General features: G+C 40.7%; 13 protein-coding genes and 1 pseudogene. 13 read left to right on the top strand and 1 reads right to left on the bottom strand.

The genetic code is table 11. The annotated features are described in order from the left end of the window. Positions 1 to 101: 101 nt before the first annotated feature. Positions 102 to 3,248 (bottom strand): hypothetical protein, encoded by a 3,147-nt coding sequence (locus tag NWP21_RS09175; RefSeq protein ID WP_280792454.1) that lies wholly within the window; start codon positions 3,246 to 3,248, stop codon positions 102 to 104. Between the two features lie 889 nt (positions 3,249 to 4,137). On the opposite strand from NWP21_RS09175, the gene NWP21_RS09170 reads away from it, so the two are divergent. The 13 genes and pseudogenes from NWP21_RS09170 to NWP21_RS09110 form a co-directional block, all read left to right on the top strand. Then, entirely contained in the window at positions 4,138 to 4,560 is a 423-nt protein-coding gene (locus NWP21_RS09170) for a TEK-like protein (RefSeq protein WP_280792453.1), read from the top strand. Between the two features lie 195 nt (positions 4,561 to 4,755). Continuing rightward, positions 4,756 to 5,190 (top strand): TEK-like protein, encoded by a 435-nt coding sequence (locus tag NWP21_RS09165; RefSeq protein ID WP_280792452.1) that lies wholly within the window; start codon positions 4,756 to 4,758, stop codon positions 5,188 to 5,190. A 278-nt stretch (positions 5,191 to 5,468) separates the two neighbouring features. Further along, complete coding sequence (locus NWP21_RS09160) at positions 5,469 to 5,876, top strand: bacterial transcriptional activator domain-containing protein (protein WP_280792451.1); 408 nt, start codon at positions 5,469 to 5,471, stop codon at positions 5,874 to 5,876. A 90-nt stretch (positions 5,877 to 5,966) separates the two neighbouring features. After that, positions 5,967 to 9,443, top strand: a complete 3,477-nt coding sequence (locus tag NWP21_RS09155) for a TylF/MycF/NovP-related O-methyltransferase (protein ID WP_280792450.1) — start codon at positions 5,967 to 5,969, stop codon at positions 9,441 to 9,443. 162 nt (positions 9,444 to 9,605) lie between these two features. After that, positions 9,606 to 11,558, top strand: coding sequence for a glycosyltransferase (locus NWP21_RS09150; RefSeq protein ID WP_280792449.1), 1,953 nt, complete (start codon positions 9,606 to 9,608; stop codon positions 11,556 to 11,558). A gap of 123 nt (positions 11,559 to 11,681) precedes the next feature. Beyond that, entirely contained in the window at positions 11,682 to 15,425 is a 3,744-nt protein-coding gene (locus NWP21_RS09145) for a glycosyltransferase (protein WP_280792448.1), read from the top strand. Then, on the top strand, positions 15,422 to 17,239 hold the full coding sequence (locus NWP21_RS09140) for a GNAT family N-acetyltransferase (protein ID WP_280792447.1): 1,818 nt from the start codon (positions 15,422 to 15,424) through the stop codon (positions 17,237 to 17,239). Before NWP21_RS09145 ends, NWP21_RS09140 begins: the two co-directional genes overlap by 4 nt. Positions 17,240 to 17,322: 83 nt before the next feature. After that, positions 17,323 to 17,736, top strand: coding sequence for an FdtA/QdtA family cupin domain-containing protein (locus tag NWP21_RS09135; protein ID WP_280792446.1), 414 nt, complete (start codon positions 17,323 to 17,325; stop codon positions 17,734 to 17,736). After that, positions 17,733 to 18,854, top strand: a complete 1,122-nt coding sequence (locus NWP21_RS09130) for a DegT/DnrJ/EryC1/StrS family aminotransferase (RefSeq protein WP_280792445.1) — start codon at positions 17,733 to 17,735, stop codon at positions 18,852 to 18,854. The genes NWP21_RS09135 and NWP21_RS09130 overlap by 4 nt, the downstream gene beginning before the upstream one ends. Beyond that, positions 18,841 to 20,307 carry a glycosyltransferase gene (locus tag NWP21_RS09125; protein ID WP_280792444.1) on the top strand — a complete coding sequence of 489 codons (1,467 nt, stop codon included), beginning with the start codon at positions 18,841 to 18,843 and terminating at the stop codon, positions 20,305 to 20,307. The genes NWP21_RS09130 and NWP21_RS09125 overlap by 14 nt, the downstream gene beginning before the upstream one ends. A gap of 593 nt (positions 20,308 to 20,900) precedes the next feature. Further along, a complete protein-coding gene (locus NWP21_RS09120; protein ID WP_280792443.1) occupies positions 20,901 to 21,242 on the top strand; it encodes a nucleotidyltransferase domain-containing protein in 342 nt (113 codons plus the stop codon). Beyond that, positions 21,235 to 21,648 carry a HEPN domain-containing protein gene (locus NWP21_RS09115; RefSeq protein ID WP_280792442.1) on the top strand — a complete coding sequence of 138 codons (414 nt, stop codon included), beginning with the start codon at positions 21,235 to 21,237 and terminating at the stop codon, positions 21,646 to 21,648. Before NWP21_RS09120 ends, NWP21_RS09115 begins: the two co-directional genes overlap by 8 nt. A gap of 109 nt (positions 21,649 to 21,757) precedes the next feature. After that, positions 21,758 to 22,291 (top strand): annotated as a pseudogene (locus NWP21_RS09110) (hypothetical protein); the annotation flags it as partial.

Here is a 22,291-nt window from a genome sequence, read left to right as displayed (position 1 = left end):
ACCGACTTAAGCTTTCAGACAGGGAATTCATTCCCTGGCTCCTCTGCGGATAACCATCGCTCCTTGGTACCGTCAACAGTCAACCGTCAACAGTCAACACTTTATAATTTAACTTGCAGATTGAGTTGTCCTCGCCAACCACTTTCACTGTTTTGAATGCGAGAGTCGATGGCTATTTTAGAGTTAGGACTTTGATAACGCACGATCATTCCTAGGTAACTACTTCTGGACTGAATATCTATTTCAGGTAATTCTATGGCGCTATTAATATTACGACCTAAGTTACTGTATCGGTTGTTGGGGGAGTTGAGATAGGAAGCACCCATAGTTAGGGTTCCACTTTGGGCGTTGCTGAATACATTATATGTGGCTTCCATTCTGTAGATTGTTTGGTCGGTCATGGATACAGAAGCGTTGATGTTTAAACTACTTTTGTGGGAGAAGTTGAGGGATACTAAACTAACTGGAGTACCTAGGTTGTCGTTGTTGACACCGGGGTTGAGGATGGGAGGGGAAAAACTTAAGACGGGATAGAAGACGAGGTTAAAATCCCGTTGGTTGTATTGAAATACATTGCCTAGGGAAATGGTTGACAGGTTTAAAATATTGGGACTGGTGTTATAGTTAAAGTTAATAAAGGGTGAGTTGCTGATAATTCGCCGCCATTGGTTGTTTTGGTCATAGGCTACATTGGTAAAATCTGTTTTGGCAGCAAATTTGAATGTACCCCCCATAGAAGTTTCCTCAGTACTATTGGAATTAGTTAAGTTAGTGTTGACTATGGGTGCGGAATCTGGGGAGAGATTAAACCACATTGCTGTTGATAGAGCATAATTGATCTTATCTACAGTCCCAGCCATTAGTAGTTCCAGGGTGGGGAGGTAAACATCTCCTATGTAGGAGTATGTTTCAATTGTTCTGTCTTGAGTGGTACTCAATACCATGCGTCCAGACCCTCTAGCAAAGGTTTTACCCCCACCGGGGATGGGAACAGCAGTGAGGATTTCACTAGAATCGAATACTTCAAACTGATTAAATAAATTGTCTCCGTTACTGTTTTGTGCTTGAATAAAGCTGACACCGATGGTTCTATTAGTATTATTAGTATTATTAGTATTATTATTACCAACATTACGAGGGCTAATATTAATACCTATGTAGGCTAAGGGGTTGAGGGTGGAAGGGGTCACAGACTCGATGACAAAGCTCTGGTCTGGACTCCAATTGTTGACTATTTGACCGGTAAATTGGACTGTTCTTTTATAGAGTCCGGTTCTGAGTTGGGATAATAAGGAACTGTTGGGGGTGATGTTTCCTGTAAAGGTGTAACTTCCTGAGACTTGGGAGAGGTTGGTATTGCTGTCGGCATAACCTAGGGTACTATTTAGGCGTTGATTCATTTGTCTTCTTTGTCCAGAGGTAGCTTTGGTATTCAGACTCCCTAGGGGTTGGAGGTTTTGATATCTGTTTTTTGCTTCCTCCAGACTTTGGTTTAAATTATGGGGATTAATGAGGCTAAATAGGCTCCCGGATAGTAGGCCTATGCTGGAGTTGATGGTTTGATTGAGGTCTGTATTTTTCCAAGGGTCGCTAGTTAAGGATAGGCCGGGATTACTAAAAACATTGCTGTAATTTAATTGAATTTTTTCTGGGTCGTAGTCAATTGATGTGCGGTTGTGGGAGGATGTGAGTGTATATCTTGACCAATATTCACTCCCATGGGATTGGGTGGATGTGGTAACTTGTGGTCTGCTTTGACCTAGGTTATTCCACATGAGGGAGTTAAGATAATATACGTCTTTTTCTTGTTGTGTTAAAAAAGGATTGCTCAGAAGGGCGACTAAACTATCATTGTCTGTTTCTCCTAGGCGTAAATTTTTCACTCCTGGTTTAGAGGTAAGTTGGGGTTGAAATGAAAAGCCTTGTCCGGTCAAAATATTTCCGGGGGTGATACCCGCAGCGATGAGGTTTTCCCGTGGGACAATACTGCCAGGTTCTAAGGTGACACCGTTATTTAATAGGGGACTTAAATTGATGGTGGGGAATCCTTGTAAGAATTGAGGAGCATTATCAAATTTTAAGTTTTCAAAGAAAGAACCCCCTCCTAAAGGTTCATAGGTGGTAGCTGTCTTAACTGCATCTAGTAAGTATCTTTCTTGGGTAACAGTACCATTAGGTCTGATGATATTGAGGTTGAACTCTGGGGTATTGGCGGGGTTGGTTCCGGGGGGTAGGGTGATTTGTGCAACCCCAGCGGTAAAGTTGACCTCTTCTAGTTTATTGACTCCTACTAACTTTTTAAAGTTTATCGGAATAGCTACAGCTAGTTGTGTCCCTGTAAAGGTTGTGGAAGCTTTGATGGTTTGTGTGGTGGTTTGGTGTGTGGTTGAACCTTGGTAACCGATATGGAAATGATTACCTTGGGTTTCTATGACTACTCGGTTATTGTCTAAGACCCAGTAAAGTTGTTTTTCTTGGGGATATGAGGAAATGTTGGCTGATTGGATGAAGGAATCTCGCCGGGTATCGTCTTTGGGAATTTTACCTAGGTTGAAGTTGATGTTGGAATAGAAGCTAAATTTTGCAGGTTGAAAGTTGCGGGGGTTAATGGCGAGTTTATCACTGGTATTGACTAGGTATGGGTATCTGGAGGCGCTACTTTCTAAAAGGTTACGCACTAAGGCTGTGGTCAGTTTTCTGTTTTCTTCTGGTGTGGGGGGTGTGGGTGGTGTGGGTGGTGTGGGTGTGGGTTCGGGTGCTGGTGTTTCTGGGATAGGTAGAGGGGGTAATTCTTCAGGAACTATGGGTACGGGTAATCTGGGGTCATCCTGTTCTGGGGGGAGTTGAGTTTGTCTTTGTTCTCTATTCTGTACTAGTAATAGTTGTGGGTTAGTTTTGGGTGTGGGTGTGGTTTGGTTTGGATTGTTAACTGGGGGGTTGGGGAAGTTTAAATTAACTATGAGACGGTAAGATACAGGAAAAATTCCCGATGGGGTATGATTGGCATCTGGGAAATGGGTAAGATATGTTTCCTCAAGGTTGGGGTCTGTTGGTTGTGGGTCATGATAATTACTACCAGGTATGGTTGGTTGTGGTGTAAGGGCGATCGCTTTGTTTGGTAGGATCGCGGATAGGCACAAAGTTATAAGTATCCCAACATCTTGTTTACGCATCAAGGGAACACACCGAATAGGTAAGAGGTGGGGATGGGAGGTATCATCGATGGTTATCCACAGGGGAGGTATCATCGATGGTTATCCACAGGGGGCCAGGGAATGAATTCCCTGGCTAAAAGCTTAAGTCGGTTAAAAACCGACTGGGTTGACGGTTGAGGGTTGACGGTTGATGGGGAATGAATTAAGAGTCTAAAAGCTGACAGCGCACTACACCCCCATAGTTAGAGACCAGGGGTACTGTGGGGGTTTTTTGGTAGTTGATCTGGTATCAACATCCTCATCACAGGTCAATTGTGGGGGCGGTTGAGGGTGATGATCGTCCTATTGATATTTATACAACAATTTGCATCAGTTTGTGAAAGGAATATCAAGGAATATTAATTTATATTATAGGATTATACTTTTTTACGGTGTGTTCCGGTGTGTTCGGTGTGTTCCCTAAGAGGATGTTTGTCAAGTCATGATTATTGTATCGAATATTCTTTTACCCCACCCTCTCCCTCCCCTTGTAAGGGGAGGGGACTAGATTTTGTTGTTTTTTGTGCGATCGGTGAGCGAAGTCGAACCGTCAACCGTCTCTAATTACCTTAAGTTTGTGAAAGCAATATCAATGTATTGATATTATACTATTAACCCTAAATATTTTTACTGTGAAATTCTATGCAAATAATAAGGATTTATGGAGTTGACAACTATCTAGTTATATATTACAGTGTATAAATATAGGTATGTTATCGGCTTGCATACCAATATAATTTAAATGCTACTTGTGAAGCTGAAACTATATTTACAACACTAGCAACAGTAGGTTTAATCATGTGTATTTAAATACACATGATCCGCAAGTAGTGAATTGTTCTAGATTACCCCCGTTTCCATTGGTGGGGTGTTTAATCAGTGTAGTTAAGTTAGTAAGTATTTACTAGCTTTGGTCTCAATATTTATATCAGGTGTTTCAATCATGGATACAAACGCAAAAAAACTCTCCAAAGCTGCGGCTATTGCTTCTCTGTTAGCAGGGGGCGCGGTTGCAGGTTCTTTTATTGCTGCGCAACCAGCACAGGCTCAAACTGCTAACAGTGCTAGTGTGGCGGTGACCAATATTTTAAGTAATGGTAACACTGTCACCTTCGCTGGAGAAGTTGTTATGCCTTTAGCAGATACAATTGTTGATGGTACGGTGACTTTACAGCTTGGCTATGTGACTGCTAATGGTGCCCCTGACAATGTGTTGTTAGGTTCCGCGACCCTGAATGTCGGTGATACTCCAACAACAACCGTACAATCAGTGGCTGCAGCTACGGCGCGGGCTATTGATGCGGCTAAAGCGCTAACTCGTTTCGGCGATATTATTGGGATTGTGGAAGCTGCTAGTTTGGACTAGTTAGGGAAAGTCGGCGATTCCTCCTGATTGGCGGTTGAAGGAATCGTCAACTAACTGCATTCTTTCCCCCTATGTGCCATAGGGGGACGTAAGATGATTCTACTGCTGATGAGATTAAATATGCGATCTGGTTTTCTCCGGATGTGAGGCTGAGGGTTGGCGAATAGTGGGATGGTCAATAAGTAGAGTGTCCCAATGATGAAAGCCAACTGTATGCACATATCGCGGGTGTCGGTGGTGGCATTTTTGTTAACAGTTGCAGGGTCATTTACGGGGGCATTTATTTGGGGGAAACCGGCTCTGGCTGAGTCGCGGGTTTCTGTGGCGGTAACTAGTATTTCACCCAATGGACTTAATAATACTTTGGCGGTGGAAACGGTGTTTCCCCAAGGGGTTGTGGGTCCGAGTGGTGTGGTGAAAGTGAATATTAATTATGGCTCTGTGGGTGAAGGTTCTGGTCAGGTGGTAATTTTGGGGGCAAATGTTACCGCTGATTCTGTAGTTTTGTCTAATACTTTGGAGGCGGCGGTGGCGCGTGCTATTGATGTTGGTGTGAATAGTAATCGTTATGGTGATGTGATTAATATTATTAGGGCTTGGCAAGGTAATACTTTTGCTGGTTTGGATTAAGGGGTGATGGTTGACGGTGGTCGGTGAGCGGAGTCGAACCGTTGACTGTTGACTGTTGACTGTTGACTGTTGACTACGCTCAACCACCGGGGTTTGGGGTTTCGACTACGCTCAACCACCGGGTTTCGGGTTTCGAGTGCGCTCAACCACCGGGGTTTGGGTTTCGAGTGCGCTCAACCACCGGGTTTCGACTACGCTCTTGCGCTCCCGCTCTTCCCTTCTCTGTTCCCTGTTCCCTGTTCCCTGTTCCCATAAAAAATGTTACATCTACACTAAATATGAGTATTTCTGAAAAAGAATATTTTGCGAAGCGGACTCAGCAGGTCAAGCTCAAAACACGAATTATGACGGTAGTGGGGGTGGGGGGGTTTTTTGGTTCTATTGTGTTTGGTGGGATTAAAAGCATATTGTCTGAGGTGGAAAAGCAACGGGAGCAACCGGTGGTGCAGTCACCAACCAGTCAATTAGAAAATCAGGCGCGGGGTTATGAGTTGGTTTTGCAGCGGGAACCAAATAATATTTTGGCTTTGGAGAAGTTGGTTAATTTGCGGTTACAGCTGGGGGATAATCAGGGGGCTATGGAGTTGATGAAAAGGTTGGTTGAGTTGCATCCTGAGCGGGAAAGTTATCGCTCTGGGTTGGCGACTTTGGAGCAGAGAATGGGGAAGGAGGGTGGTCAGGAGTAGGGGAGGGGATTTTACCCTAGTTTAATTCTGGTTAAGGCAAACACAGGAGATTGTTAGTTGTAGTTAATTATCAGGGGTTTGTTATTATATATGAATAATTCTTTTAATATTAATGATCAATTGAACTATCTGAAGGTTTCTGGATGGTTAAATTCTGTTTCCCAAAATCAGATTATTAATGGGGATAATCAGCCGATACCGTGGTACACTTACCCGGCGATAGAGTTTATAGAGGATAAGGTTAAGGGTGATTTTTTAGTATTTGAATTTGGGTCGGGACATTCAAGTTTATGGTGGGGAGGAAGGGTTAAAGAGGTAATTTCTGTTGAAAGTGATGGGGGTTGGTTTAAGGAAATCAATCAGCAAATGCCGGGTAATGTGAAGTTAAATTTAGAGTCCGATGAAGGTAAATACGCGGATTTTATTCTGTCGTATCCTGATGAATATTTTGATGTGATTATTGTGGATGGGATTAATCGTAATAGGTGCTTGGAAAATAGTTTAAGCAAAGTGAAAGAGGATGGTTTGATTATTTTTGATAATACAGATGTTTATCACTATGATTCATCATTACGCTTACTGTTATCTCAAGGTTATAAAAGGATTGATTTTTGGGGTTTAATTCCGGGTTATGTTTATAAAAATTGTACTTCTGTATTTTTTAAGTCAACTGCAATATTAGAAACTAATTCTTTACCGAGTGATAAAAGGTCTTGTTTAGGTGTATCTTGTATGCAAATTACTAACCCTAAACCGATGGAGATGAAAACTGCTGAATATGATGATAGTTGGCGATTAAATACGCCGGTGGCGTTACTGATATTTAACCGCCCTGAAACGACTGGAAAGGTATTTGCAGCTATTCGGAAGGCTAAACCGCCGAGGTTGTTGGTTGTTGCGGATGGACCGAGAAGGGATAAACCAGGGGAGGGGGAAAAATGTCAGGAAGCTAGAGCAATTATTAATCAAGTTGATTGGGAGTGTGAGGTTTTAACTAATTACTCTGAGGTGAATTTGGGTTGTCGTGAGAGGGTGAGCAGTGGTTTGGATTGGGTGTTTGAGCAGGTGGAGAGGGCGATTATTTTAGAGGATGACTGTTTACCTCATCCGACGTTTTTCCGTTACTGTGAGGAGTTATTGGAGAAATATCATGATGATGAACGGATTATGATGATTTCTGGGAATAACTTTCAAGGCGATCGCCGCACAGAATATAGTTATTATTTTTCCCGTTATGGTCATATTTGGGGCTGGGCTAGTTGGCGGCGGGCTTGGAGGAAGTATGATCATGGTATGGCGCTATGGCCAGGGTTAAGGGATAGTGGTTGGTTGTCTGAGGTGTTGGAAAATGACCAAGCTGCTGGTTGGTGGTCAAAGGTATTTGAATCTGTATATGATGGTGTTCTGAATACTTGGGATGTTATTTGGCTATATAGTATGTGGTTGAATGGGGGTTTAAGTATTTTGCCCCATGTGAATTTGGTGACTAATATTGGGTTTGGTGAATCTGGGACTCATACAACTATGGTTGATAGTCCCCTGGCTAATATGGCGGTGGAAGCTATGGGTTTTCCTCTTCAACATCCGGTAGCAGTCAAGAGGAATAGTGGGGCTGATAATTTTACTGAGGCGACAATTTTTAGTCAAAGTTCTGCTGGAGTTGAGTTAAATGTAATATCTCCCATTTCTCCAGTAGCTATTGTGGAAAAAATTAATCTCAATCAGCATACAGATGCTTTAAACTTAATTAACTCTGGGGCTAAAGTACCTGTGGCGATGAATTACGGTAAAGCTGTTACTTTAGCTAAAATGGGAAATGTCAGCGCCGCTCTGGGTAGTTTAGAAATATTACTTAACCATCATCCATCCCATATTAAGGCGATAGGACTAAAAAAAGAATTAAGCGCAAATCTGGGTTTAGATAGTCAAGCCCATCCTATTATTGCCCAAGCTAATCATCTGTTAGAAACTAATCAAATTGCAGCGGCTTTTAAGGTTCTCAATGATGCTAAGGCTTTAAAACAGCCAATTATGGGGTTAGATTTTCTCCGCGCCAAATGTTTTTTACAATTTGGTAGCGCCCCAACTGCTATTCAAGCATTATATGAAGAATTACGTTACTTTCCTGAAAATCATTTAGGGGAGGTTTTTCTTAATCAATTATTAAATCAATACCCTCAAGTGGGTGAGATTCAAGATTCAGAATTTCAACAAATATATAGATTAATTAAACCCTATACGATGTTGAGTGAGGCGCGGTTATATTCTCTGTTTACCCTGATCAAAAAAGTTTGTATAGAAAACATCCCCGGTAACTTTGTGGAGTGTGGAGTCGCAGCGGGGGGTTCTACTGCTCTTGTGGCTGCAGTGATTAAACGTTATACTAAACAGCCACGTTGGGTTTATGCTTTTGACTCTTTTGATGGAATGCCAGCACCCACCCAGGAAGATAAATCTAATGGTATCCTGGCAGAGATGACCGGATGGGGTACGGGGACTTGCGCCGCACCGGAGGATAGCGTTAAGGAAATCTGCAATAAACTGGGGGTTGGTAATCTTGTGTTGTTAGTGAAAGGTTATTTTCAAGATACCTTACCTAAAATGCGAGATCAGGTAGGGATGATTGCACTTTTACATATGGATGGTGACTGGTATGAGTCTACTAAAACTATTTTGACTCATCTATACGATCGCATTTCTAATGATGGATTAGTCCAAGTAGATAATTATGGTCATTGGGAAGGTTGTCGTCAAGCGTTACATGAGTTTGAAGCCGAGGGTCAGTTAAAATTTAATCTGCATCAAATAGATGATACGGGGGTTTGGTTTGATTGTGCTGATAAATTTGCTGTGAATCCCCTATTTGACCCTAAATTAATTGCAGAATTTCACCAAGATGATCCTGTAAAACAGGGTATTCAAAGTCAAATGTCTCAAAATGAACGGTTTCAACTGTATTATGGGCTGCGTCAATTTTTACCTGTAACTGCTTCTCCCCTGCGGTTTGTGGAAATAGGTTCTTTTGCTGGTAGTTCTCTATTCCTCAATTATCATGCTTTAACCCGTAATCATAGTAAATTACAAGGTTGGGCAATTGACCCAGGACTACATCCCCAATTAAAAATTGTACTTGATAATTTACCATCAGAGATTGTACATCTCAAGATGTTTTCCCATGAAGCTCTGGGTCAATTACAACAAACTTTTGAGCAGGATGGTAATTATCCAGTTTATATTTTTGTGGATGGTGATCATTCTTATGAAGGTGTCAAACAAGATATTATCAACTATTATCCTTTACTTGCTCTTGGTGGCTTAATGATTTTTCATGACTATTTACCACCCCTGGATGAGCAAAATAGTTCATCAATTTTGTTTCATCATGGCGGGAAAGAACCAGGTATTAGAAAAGCTTGTGAAGAATTAATGGAAAATAGTTACAATTGCGAAGTAATAGATTTACCTTTGTTATATCCCGATGATCCTACCCAAACCCAAGCCCATTTACCAATTATTCCGGGGCTATTTTCTTCATTAAAAATTTATCGGAAACATCCTCACTCCTAGCACTTTGACCAGGGAGGGGGGAAAATAGAACAACAAAATAACAACCTCAATTAACCCAATTAACTATAGCAATCCTCAATGATTCATGAACAATTTCTGTTCCCTGTTCCCTGTTCCCTTTCCTCACTGATAATTTCTCAAGTCAAATAGGATGACTATATAATGAAAATCTTACATATTATTGATTTTTTATGTCTTGGTGGTGCGGCGCGATCGATGATTGCTATATCTAAATATTCTCAGCAATTGGATCAACAAGTGCAACATCAGGTTATTTCGCTGAAACCAGCCCAACCGGAAGCGGTAGAATTAGCAAAATTAGGGGGGATGGAATTTATTGACCCGGTAGATGAAATTGCACGTTATGAATTGATCGCCGAAGCAGATATAGTGCATATTCACTACTGGAATAATCCCCAGATGTTTGCATTTGTGCATTCAGAATTACCCCCCTCGCGGTTAATTATCTGGTTTCATGTTTCAGGAGATAACGCCCCCCAGGTAATTACCCGGGATTTAATTAACTATGCTGATTTTGCTATTCCTTGCAATCCCCATTCCTATGATTTACCGGTGGTGGGACAATTAGCAGCAGGAATGAGACAGAAAAAAGTAGGGATGGTTTATGATGCGGCGGATTTTGAGCGGGTGAAGAATATTCAACCCCAACCCCACGATACTTTTAATGTTGGTTACATGGGGGCGTTATCTTTTAGTAAGATGCACCCTAGTTATATTGCGATGAGTGCTAAGGCTGATATTCCCAATGTGAAGTTTATTTTATGTGGTGGTGGTAATGTGCCATTACTGCAACAACAGGCTTTAGAATTAAACTCTCTGGGTAAGTTTGACTTTCGTGGTTTTGTGGAGGATATTGCTGGAGCTATTGGGGAATTTGATATTTATGGTTATCCGGTGTGTGAAGATACCTATGCAGCAGCGGAATTAAATTTACAAGAAGTGATGTATGCGGGTGTTCCCCCGGTGGTATTTCCCTATGGGGGGATTAAAAAGTTAGTGATTGATAACTATACGGGTTTGGTTGTTAAGAGTGAGTTAGAGTATAGCCAAGCTTTAGAATACCTTTATCATCATCCCCAGGAAAGATTGAGACTGGGGAAAAATGCTCAGGAATACGCCCGGCAGATTTTTGGGGCGGAAAATGCGGCTAAACAGTTAAATCCGATTTATCACCGCTTGATGTTGCAGGAGAAGCGCAGTAGACAGTGGGGTATTCCTGTTGATGGTAGTTTGTTAGATGAACCGGTATCTGTGCTGGATGTGGTTGATATTCCCCCCCGGTTTGCGGGTGCAAAAACATTCATTGAGTCTTTAGGAGAGACAGCGCCGCAATTTTTTACTAGTTTAACTGGGGAAGATATTCAGGAATTGTTTGCTGCTGATGAGAAAATTGCTGGATCTTCTACTCTTTTGGGTTTAGGGGAGGGGGGAGTGGTGCAATATGCAATGTTTTATCCTGATGATGGTTATTTGCAATTATGGTCAGGGTTAGTTTGGGACAGTGAAGGGAAAACCCAAAACGCTCTGGTATGTTTTGCCAAGGCGATTAATTTAGGCTGTAATCATTGGCGGGTATTTTGGTATTTAGCGCAGGTAGCAGAACGTCTGGAGAAAGTTGCTGTATTAAAAGAGGCTTTAGATCATCTCAGTCGGGTGGTTCCGAGTTTTACGCCGCTTGAGGAGATGGGAAGGAGATTAGAAAAACTTGTAAGTTCTCAGTCTGATATTTCTAGTTTAAAACTGCGAGATATTAATTTAATTATTTTCCCAGACCCGGAGCAGTCGGAACAGTGCATATATGAAGAGTTGGTAAGGGTGATTACTAGTTTAGAAAATCATCCTGATTGTGGAAAGATGACTTTATTGGTGAATGCTGGTAAGTTTCCGCCTCATTTGACCCAAGCTTTCACGGAGCAGTTATGTGAGGAAGAGGAGGAGGGGTTACAAATTTCGGTCGTTGGTAAGTTATCGCGGATGCAGTGGGAGGCTTTGTTACCTCGGTTAACTGGGAGGATTGTTTTAGCTCAGGAGGATGGGGAAAGTGTGGGACAGTTACCGATGGATGGGGTGCCATTGGTGACGGTTGACTGTTGACGGTTGACTACGCTGGGTTTCGACTACGCTCAACCAGCGGGGTTTCGGGTCTATTAAGGGGCGATCGGTTAATAATTCATCTCATTAATGACAGGTCAAAAAAGTTAATCAGGGGTAATCAATATGAATCAACATATTTTACTATCAACAGCAGATCCAGGTCTGGGTGGAGTTGCTCAATATAATCACTCTTTATTGTGTGCGTTAGCTAAATTAGGTTATCGAGTGACATCACTACAACCGGAAGCAGTTGATAATGATGTAATTGCCAAAGAACAAGAGTTAGGTATTCACCATCTTTGGATGATAGAGGATAATATTTTAGGATTACAGCGACTGTTTGCCCAAGCTGAACATAAACCAGATTTAATTATTTGCAGTAATATTAATACCTTGGCAAATTTTAAAATTAAGAAATTAGCTCTGGGGTTTGGTATACCATATATTGTGATTGAAGGGTTGGTTGAGCCTGATTTAGCTCAGAGGTATCCTGAATATTTAAATGAACTATCGCGACAATATAATTTAGCTCATTCAGTGATTGCGGTTTCCCAGGATAATTTAAATTTACTACATCAAGTTTTTGGCTTACCTGAGCATCAGGGACAAGTGATACATTATGGTAGACCTGCAGAATATTTTACTGGGCGTGATGTAGCTAGGGGTCAACAGCTACGAGAATCATGGGGTATTCCTGATGATAGTGTGGTATGTTTGACTGCTGGTCGGATAGAAACAAGAAAGGGCTATATTTACCAATTAGAGGCAATTAAACAATTAATGTTTAGTCCTGTATGGTCTAAACTGTATTTTGTTTGGGCTGGTGCGTGTTACGAACCAGAGCTAGAAAAACTAATTAAAGACACTATCAAAGAATTAGGAATTAGCAACCAGGTAATTTTGTTGGGACATAGGACTGATGTGGCTGAGTTGCTAAATGCTGGGGATATTTTTGTATTTCCTTCTTTGTTGGAAGGGATGCCATTATGTGTGATGGAAGCGATGGCTAAAGGATTACCAGTGGTGGCTGCTGCGGTGAGTGGTATTCCTGAAGAATTGGGAGAAACGGGTAAATTAGTCCCTGATCCTAAAATTAACCCCCAAGGGACGGTGAGGGAACTGGTAGCGACAATTACAGAGTGGGCAGAAAATCCGCAATTACGACGGTCAATTGGTCAAGCTTGCAAAGCCAGAGCAGAGGAAATGTTTCAAGAACACCGGATGATTGAGGAAACTCTGGAGGTGATTGAAGGAGCATTGTTAACCAATAGGGGGAAAAAATTTGAGCAAAACACACCGATAAAAATCGCCTTAGATATTACTGTACTAGGTATGGGGATGAGGGATAAAAGGGCAAGAACAGGAATATTTAGAGTTACAGAACATCTTGTACAAGGATTAATTAAAGCTCCCCAGTGTGATATTTATCTGTGTGTTAGTACTCCTCAATTTTTTGATGCTTGTCAAACCTATATCCAGGAAAATTTGCCCGATGAAAATCTTTATTTATTTCATCTATCAGACCTAAAATATCAAAATATAGATATTTATCATTCTCCCTATTATATTCCACTGCCTAACTTTGCTGTGAGAGTTGTCACTATTTATGATTTAATTCCTATTTTATTCCCAGAATACTTTAGTTATAATGAAGCTGATATCCTAAAACGCGCTATCTCTAATATAGATAACTATGATTTAGTTTGTTGTATTTCCCAAGCAACCAAACAGGATTTATGTCAATACAAGCCAAACCTTGATGAGGGACAAGTGTTTGTTACATATTTAGCTGCTGACCCAGAAAAATTTTATCCTTGTGCGGATCAGCAGTTAATTAGTCAAACAAAAGAAAAATATCAGATACCGGATCGGCCTTATTTGTTAAGTTTAGCTACCCTAGAACCAAGAAAGAATATAGCTCATGTTATCCGCTGTTTTGTGGACTTGGTGAAAAATCGCCAGATTGATGATTTAAATTTAGTGCTGGTAGGAGCTAAGGGATGGGGATATGGAGAAATTTTTGGGGAAATAGATAACGCTCAGGAGTTAAAGGAGAGAATTATTATTACTGGTTATGTTCCCAATGAAGATTTAGCTCCTTTGTATTCAGGTGCATTAGCATTTATGTATGTATCGTTATATGAGGGGTTTGGTTTACCGCCATTAGAAGCAATGCAATGTGGAACCCCAGTAATTACTTCTAATAGTTCTTCTTTACCGGAAGTGGTGGGAGATGCTGGAATTATGCTTGACCCTGATGATCAAATCGGGCTTTGTGATGCTATGTTTAAGTTATATTCTCACCCAGAATACCGAGAGAGTTTAGCTAAAAAATCTCTGGCACAGGCTGAAAAGTTTAGTTGGGATAAATTTATTGATGAAACTATCCAGGTTTACGAACTAGCGAGGGAAAAAGCTAAAACAGCGCCTATTCGTAAGATTATTATTGACGGGGTATTTTTCCAACTCTATAACACAGGAGTAGCCAGGGTGTGGCGCAGTTTGTTAGAAAAGTGGGCAAATACGGAGTTTGCTGATCATATTTTAGTGTTGGATAGGGCTAACACTGCACCTAAAGTTAGTGGTATTCGTTACCTGACGATTCCTGGATACGACTATAAGAATACAGCGGCTGATAAACAGATGCTGCAGCAAGTCTGCAATCAAGAACAAGCAGATTTATTTATTTCCTCTTATTACACCACACCCATCACTACACCATCTGTATTTATGGCTTATGACATGATACCGGAGGTAATGGGGGCGGATTTGGATCACCCGATGTGGAGAGAAAAACACCATGCTATTGAATACGCATCTGCACATATAGCAATTTCTCACAATACAGCCCGTGATTTGGTTAAGTATTTTCCCCAGATAGCTCTGGAGTCTGTAGCGGTGGCTCACTGTGGAGTTAGTCGGAGTTTTACGCCAGGGACAGTAGAAGAAATTAGGGCATTTAAATATAAATATGGGATTGGTAAACCATACTTTTTGTTATCCGGTGATTTCTCTCTTCAGAAGAATGGGATGTTATTCTTGAAAGCATTCTCTCAACTAGCTAACAGTGAGGGATTTGATCTGATTATGACTGGTTTTGGGGGGGTGTTTCCACCGGAGTTAAGAGAATATACGTCTGGGAGTGCTGTACACCTGTTGCGCTTGAGTGATGAGGAATTAGCAATGGCTTATTCTGGGGCGGTGTGTTTGGTGTTTCCTTCTAAATATGAAGGGTTTGGAATGCCGATATTAGAAGCAATGGCTTGTGGTTGTCCTGTAATTACTTGTCCTAATGCTTCTTTACCGGAGGTAGGGGGAACAGCGGTGATATATGTGAATGATGATGATATTGATGGTATGGCGAATGCTTTATGTGAGGTACAAAAGCCCGGTGTTCGCCAATCGTTAATTAGTGGGGGTTTAGCACAAAGTCAAAAGTTTTCCTGGGGGGAAATGGGGCGGGTGGTAAGCTGGAGTTTAATTAATGCAAGTTTACTGGGGTTGAAACTGCGAGATATTAATTTGATTATTTTCCCGGACCCGGAGCAGTCGGAACAGTGTATATATGAAGAGTTGGTAAGGGTGATTAGTAGTTTAGAAAATCATCCTGATTGTGGAAAGATGACTTTACTGGTGAATGCTAGTAAGTTTCCGCCTCATTTGACGCAAGCTTTCACGGAGCAGTTATGTGAGGAAGAGGAGGAGGGGTTACAAATTTCGGTGGTTGGTAAGTTATCGCGGATGCAGTGGGAGGCTTTGTTACCTCGGTTAACTGGGAGGATTGTTTTAGGTCAGGAGGATGGGGAAAGTGTGGCAGAATTGCAAGTAAAGAATATATCATACTACCAATTGGATGAGATAGAATGAATATGCGTTGTCCTAGCTTAAGTCAACTCCCACCACCCCCACCGGGAAAAACTGGGTGGCCTTGGACTGAAGAAACCGAACCATTAGCTGATACAATGCCGGATGGTGGGGAATGGCCAAAGATTAGTATTGTTACTCCCAGCTATAACCAAGCTCAGTTTATTGAGGAAACTATTCGTTCCGTGTTGCTCCAAGGTTATCCTAATTTGGAATATATGATTATGGATGGAGCTAGCACAGATGATAGTGTGAATATTATTAGTAAATACCAGCAATTTTTGTGTCATTGGGTGAGTGAACCTGATCGGGGACAATCTCATGCTATTAACAAAGGCTTTGCAAAGACTACAGGGAACATTTTGGCTTGGATTAATTCTGATGACTTTTTGAAGCCGGGTGCCTTGGAAATAGTAGCAAAAACCCTGAGCAACTCTCAAACTCCCACTTGGTTAATTGGGGGGTGTGAGATAACCAATGAAATTTCTGTTCCTTTGTTCATGAAGTCTGGAACTGGTATTTCTTATGCCAAATGCTGGAATTGGTTGGAAAACTGGTTTCCACAACAATCTACATTTTGGCATCGTCATTTGTGGTCTTTAGCTGGCTTATTAGATGAGTCTCTGCATTATGCGATGGATTTTGATTTTTGGCTGCGATTATTCCTACTAGCCGAACCAATTACTATAGATACGGTAATTTCAGCCTATCGATATCACGATAATGCTAAATGTATTTCCCAACAATCATTAACTCAAGGTGAAGTAAATTTAGTAGTTATCAAAAATTTGAAAGCCTTACAGCTAAATTCTATTCAGGAGATGGGAGGGAGATTAGAAAAATTTGTAAGTTCTCAGTCTGATATTTCTAGTTTAAAACTGCGAGATACTAATTTTATCATCTTCCCAGACCCGGAGCAGTCGGAACAGTGCATATATGAAGAGTTGGTAAGGGTGATTACTAGTTTAGAAAATCATCCTGATTGTGGAAAGATGACTTTACTGGTGAATGCTGGTAAGTTTCCGCCTCATTTGACCCAAGCTTTTACGGAGCAGTTATGTGAGGAAGAGGAGGAGGGGTTACAAATTTCGGTGGTTGGTAAGTTATCGCGGATGCAGTGGGAGGCTTTGTTACCTCGGTTAACTGGGAGGATTGTTTTAGCTCAGGAGGATGGGGAAAGTGTGGGACAATTACCGATGGATCAGGTGCGTAGCTGTGGGGTGGATGGTTTGAAGGAGGAGTTAGGTAATTTATTACTGGATGGTTTGAAAGAATCTTCTGTTATATTTGTTAATAAGTTACAATTCACAAGAAATATATCTTTTAGATTAGTTGATATTGAAGATGCCGATTTTATCCTTTCTCTTCGCTTAAATGAGGATAGAAATAAATACTTATCAGCTATTGAAGGTAGTGTTGCTGCCCAGAAAAAGTGGATATCAAATTATAAAGAAAGAGAGGCAGTTGGTGAGGAATATTACTTTATTATTCAAGATAAATATCTAAGAAGCGTTGGCACAATCAGAATGTATGACTTTATTGGTGATTCCTTTTGCTGGGGAAGTTGGATTACAACCAAAGATGCACCATTAACTGCTGGTTTAGAATCTCTGTTAACAATTTATGAACTAGCCTTTGACAAACTTAACTTTTCTCGCAGTCATTTTGATGCTAGAAAAGAAAATAGAAAAGTAATTGAATTTTATTTAAAGACAGGTGCAAAAATAGTTAATGAGGATGGTATAAACTTTTATTTTAATTTAGATCAGGAGTCGTATTTGAATTTTAGGAAAAAGTATTCTCGCTTTTTGTTATAAATAATTTTAAGAATTGTTTTTGAACCAGGTTAATTACTAGGTTGATTTTTGGTTAATTCCTCTAGTATTTATTTTCAATTATCATGCCCCTGAACGATTGTAGAATTATTGATTTGCCACGCATTCAAGATCCCCGAGGTAACTTGACTTTTTTAGAGGCAGGTCGTCATGTCCCTTTCGATATAAAACGTGTTTTTTACCTGTATGACGTACCTGGTGGTGCAGAGCGAGCTGGTCATGGTCACAAAAAACTTTGTCAGCTGTTTGTAGCTATGTCAGGTAGTTTTGATATGATTTTGGATGACGGTTATAAAACCAAAACTTTCCATCTAAATCGTTCTTACTACGGTTTATATGTCTGCCCAATGATTTGGGGAGACTTAAATAATTTTTCATCAGGTTCAGTTTGTATGGTGCTAGCCTCTGATTACTATGACGAATCAGACTACTACCGTGACCATAATGAATTTTTACAAGCTGTAAAGGCTAACTCATGATTGTTCCGTTTCTTGATCTCAAAGCTGCTTACTTAGAACTACAGCAAGAGCTTGATGCAGTTTACCAACGGGTGATGAATTCAGGTTGGTATATCCTGGGCAAAGAAATTGAGGCTTTTGAACAAGAGTTTGCTGCTTATTGTGAGGCGCAATATTGTATAGGTGTTGGTAATGGTTTAGATGCTTTGCACCTTATTCTGCGCTCTTTAGGGATTGGCCCTGGGGATGAGGTAATTGTTCCCGCTAATACTTATATTGCCACCTGGTTAGCCGTTTCCTATGCCGGGGCTACCCCTGTACCTGTAGAACCGGATGAGATGACCTACAACATTAATCCCGACTTAATCGAGGTGGCGATTACGGAACGAACTAAAGCTATTTTGCCGGTACATCTCTATGGTCAACCGGCTGATATGGATCCAATTAATGATCTAGCCCATCACTATGGGTTAAAAGTTATCGAAGATGCTGCCCAAGCCCATGGTGCTCGATACAAGGGGCGACGCACTGGCGGGTTAGGGGATGCGGCGGGGTTCAGCTTTTACCCCGGCAAAAATTTGGGGGCTTTTGGTGATGGTGGTGCTGTGGTCACCAATGATCCATATATAGCAGATCAGGTACGAGTCTTGCGTAACTATGGCTCACGGGTAAAGTACTATAACGAAGTCCAGGGGTTTAACAGCCGTCTGGATGAGTTACAGGCGGCATTCCTGAGGGTGAAGCTTACTAAATTAGATGAATGGAATGAAAGACGTAAACTGGCAGCACAATACTATTTAGATAGGTTATCTCAAACTGACTTAAAACTACCCTATGTACCGGAATGGGTTACACCTGTATGGCATTTATTTGTTGTTAGTCATCCTCAAAGAGATAAACTTAAAAATTATTTAGATAAATTTGGACTGGGTACTTTAATTCACTATCCTATACCACCTCATTTATCAGATGCTTACACAGGAGGTTTAGAATCAAACTGGAAAACAAACATTTACCCGATAACGGAAGCTATATCTAACCAAATATTGAGCATACCTATTGGACCTCATCTAGAGCAAACAAAGACTACAATAGTTGTTGAAACTTTATTAAAGGTATTAAAAGATGACACAATCTAACCCCATAATTAGCGTAACTATGACTACCTATAATCATGAAAAATATATAGGTGAAGCCATAGAAAGTATTCTTAACCAAACTTTCAGTAATTTTGAATTAATTATTGTCAATGATGGCTCAAATGATAGAACACATGAAATAATCCAACAATTTAAAGATGAGCGTATTACTTATATCTATCAAGAAAATCAAGGAACCAGTAGGGCATTGAATCGAGCTATTTTAGCTTCTAGAGGAAAGTATGTTGCCTTCATGTCTGGAGATGATATTTGTTATCCTAATAGACTGGCAATACAATATAATTATCTGTTAAATTCAGGGCAAAAAATTGTTTTCTCATGGGTAGAATTTATTGATGATAACAGCAATATACACCTGGGTGAACATATTAGTAAGACTTCCTCTAATCATCCTAATAGGAGCAGGACAGAAATACTCAGATATTTGTTTTTTAACTGTAATTACATTAATGCTGTTACCGGCTTTATAATTCGAGATTTACTTGTAGATGCGGGATTATTTAATTTAGCATCACTCCAGTTACAGGATTTTGAAATGTGGATTAAACTGGTGAAAAAGTATGAAATACATATATTGCCTGAAAAGCTAATTAAATATAGAATCAGGGATAATCAAGCTAATCTTTGTATGAATCCTGCCAATCAGCCCAGGACAGAGTTTGAATTATATCAAATATATAAGGATATTTTCAATAATGTTTCTGTAGAAATGTTCAAGCAATCATTTTCTAATGAAATTAGAAACATAAACTTTAGCGGACACATTGAATATAAATTAGAACAAGCATTTATATATTTAAAACATAATTTACATTATATCAGGGCTGTGGGAGCGGAAAAACTATTTAGATTATTACAAAATGAACAAATCCTAAATATTGCTCAACAAAAGTATAATTTCAGCTTAACTGAGTTCTATAGTATAACCAAAAATTTAGATTTTATAAATAGTAAAAATCTATGGCAAGCATACCAAGCATTACAGCAATATCAGTTGCTGTTAGAAAATACTCAGGAACAACTGAGAAGATTACAATTAAGGGAAAACCTCAAACAATCTTTACACCTGCGAGATACTAATTTTATCATCTTCCCGGACCCGGAGCAGTCGGAACAGTCTATATATGAAGAGTTGGTAAGGGTGATTAGTAGTTTAGAAAATCATCCCGATTGTGGAAAGATGACTTTACTGGTGAATGCTGGTAAGTTTCCGCCTCATTTGACCCAAGCTTTCACGGAGCAGTTATGTGAGGAGGAGGAGGAGGGGTTACAAATTTCGGTGGTTGGTAAGTTATCCCCCCTAGAGTGGGAGGCTTTGTTACCCCAAGTTACTGGGAGGATTGTTTTAGCTCAGGAGGATGGGGAAAGTATGGGACAATTACCGATGGATCAGGTGCCATTGGTGACGGTTGACGGATTTGTTGACGGTTGACGGTTGACTGTTGACTGTTGACTGCGCCGGGTTTCGACTACGCTGGGTTTCGACTTCGCTCAACCAGCGGGTTTGGGGGTATTAAGGGGCGATCGGTATTGGGTATGGGAGGTATAATTGATGGTTATCCGCACGGGGGAGCCAGGGAATAAATTCCCTGTCTGAAAGCTAAAGTCGGTTAAAAACCGACTGGGAGGAGGGTTCGACTTCGCTCACCGACCAGGTTTGACTGTAAGAAGGGGCGATCTGCTTGTAGTATTCGCGATCGCCTTTCGATATAGGAGGTATAATCGATAGTTATCCACAGTTATCCGCACAGAGCCAGGGAATAAATTCCCTGTCTGAAAGCTAAAGTCGGTTAAAAACCGACTGAGAGGAGGGTTCGACTTCGCTCACCGACCAGGTTTGACTGTAAGAAGGGGCGATCGGCTTTAGCAGCAGCGCTAGCGCTATCGGCTTGTAGTATTCGCGATCGCTATTCGATATGGGAGGTATAATTGATAGTTATCCATGAGAGAGTTAAGACGGGATGAGCAACTGCAAGACTTAGAACCGTTATTATCATTTTTTGCTAGTTTTGTATTAGAGACTGTATGAATACAGAAAATATACCTGTAAAAATAATAACAAGCGAGTTATTGGATGATATTACCCAACGACTAGTTTATGCCCTGAATCCAGAACAGGTAATTTTATTTGGTTCCTATGCTTATGGTGAACCTACGGAAGATAGTGATATTGATTTGTTGGTGATTATCTCCGATTCCGATGAACCCCGCTATCGTCGGGCGCGTCAAGCATATAAAGCTCTCCATGGGATTGGTATACCAAAAGATATTCTGGTTATGACCCGTGCAGAAGTAGAAAGAAAGGCCACCGTAGCAAGTTCATTAGTTAGTCAGGCACTCAGTCAAGGTAAAATCCTTTATGGATAGTCCTAAGGATGAGGAGGTTAGGCAGTGGATAATTAAAAGTCAGCGAGATATTAAGGTTGCCCGTATCCTCATTGAAAATGAAGTATCATTATTAGATGCTGTTGTTTATCATTGTCAACAGAGTGCTGAGAAAGCATTAAAAGCTTATTTGACACATCAAGATGTAGTATTTAAAAAAACCCATGATCTGAGCGTTTTAGTGGAGATGTGTTCAGTTTTTGAACCACATTTTCAGGATTTGGAAGATATGGCGGACACTCTAACACCTTACGCCACGGAATTTCGCTACCCAGGCGACACAATTGAGCCGGAAAGGTATGAAGCTGAAGAAGCTTTACAGATGGCTGGGACAGTGCTAGAGTTTGTAATTAAATTATTACCAAATAAATTCAGTCTTGACGGTTGACGGTTGACGGTTGACTGTAAGAAGGGGCGATCGGCTTGTAGCATTCGCGATCGCCGTTCACACAAAACAAATATACTGAGAACTTACAACTTATAAATGATAATAAACAGTGGCGAAAAAAGCAGATATAGGGGGAAAAAGATTAATCAGTCTCGCACCTAACACCTGGGTAAAGTGGATTACCCAGCGCAGTGACTTACAAGTACAAGACATCCTCAACACAGAATTTCAGTGGATAGAGCGGGAAAGTGATGTTTTATTGAAGGTTCTATCGCCGGAAATAGGGGAATTTTTGCTGCTCAATGAGTTACAGTTACGGTACAATAAGAGAATGCCCCGAAGGATACGGGCTTATACAGCTTTAGCAGAAGAACGTTATAACTTAAGAGTATATCCAGTCTTAATTAACATCCTCCCCCCAAGTAGTAAACAAACCATCCCCCAACGTTACGAATCAGAGATATTAGGGATAACTGCTCATCAAGATTACCAGGTGATTAATCTGTGGGAAGTGGATGTTAATCTGGTGTTTGAGCAGAACATATCAACCCTATTGCCATTCGTACCAATTTTACAGGGTGGAAGCAGGGAAGATAAATTACGCCAAGCGGTGAGGGAGTTAAGGCGGGATGAGCAACTGCAA

The sequence above is a fragment of the Anabaenopsis sp. FSS-46 genome, from assembly GCF_029891665.1.
GTDB classification, from domain to species: Bacteria; Cyanobacteriota; Cyanobacteriia; order Cyanobacteriales; family Nostocaceae; genus Anabaenopsis; species Anabaenopsis arnoldii.
Note: the sequence above shows the minus strand (reverse complement) of the source record. Positions and strands in the feature narration are given on the sequence as shown.

Bases quoted from the DNA above. Each gene is read 5' to 3' on its own strand.
- NWP21_RS09175 (WP_280792454.1), bottom strand. From the start codon at position 3,248: ATGATACCTCCCCTGTGGATAACCATCGATGATACCTCCCATCCCCAC.
- NWP21_RS09170 (WP_280792453.1), top strand. From the start codon at position 4,138: ATGGATACAAACGCAAAAAAACTCTCCAAAGCTGCGGCTATTGCTTCT.
- NWP21_RS09165 (WP_280792452.1), top strand. From the start codon at position 4,756: ATGATGAAAGCCAACTGTATGCACATATCGCGGGTGTCGGTGGTGGCA.
- NWP21_RS09160 (WP_280792451.1), top strand. From the start codon at position 5,469: ATGAGTATTTCTGAAAAAGAATATTTTGCGAAGCGGACTCAGCAGGTC.
- NWP21_RS09155 (WP_280792450.1), top strand. From the start codon at position 5,967: ATGAATAATTCTTTTAATATTAATGATCAATTGAACTATCTGAAGGTT.
- NWP21_RS09150 (WP_280792449.1), top strand. From the start codon at position 9,606: ATGAAAATCTTACATATTATTGATTTTTTATGTCTTGGTGGTGCGGCG.
- NWP21_RS09145 (WP_280792448.1), top strand. From the start codon at position 11,682: ATGAATCAACATATTTTACTATCAACAGCAGATCCAGGTCTGGGTGGA.
- NWP21_RS09140 (WP_280792447.1), top strand. From the start codon at position 15,422: ATGAATATGCGTTGTCCTAGCTTAAGTCAACTCCCACCACCCCCACCG.
- NWP21_RS09135 (WP_280792446.1), top strand. From the start codon at position 17,323: ATGCCCCTGAACGATTGTAGAATTATTGATTTGCCACGCATTCAAGAT.
- NWP21_RS09130 (WP_280792445.1), top strand. From the start codon at position 17,733: ATGATTGTTCCGTTTCTTGATCTCAAAGCTGCTTACTTAGAACTACAG.
- NWP21_RS09125 (WP_280792444.1), top strand. From the start codon at position 18,841: ATGACACAATCTAACCCCATAATTAGCGTAACTATGACTACCTATAAT.
- NWP21_RS09120 (WP_280792443.1), top strand. From the start codon at position 20,901: ATGAATACAGAAAATATACCTGTAAAAATAATAACAAGCGAGTTATTG.
- NWP21_RS09115 (WP_280792442.1), top strand. From the start codon at position 21,235: ATGGATAGTCCTAAGGATGAGGAGGTTAGGCAGTGGATAATTAAAAGT.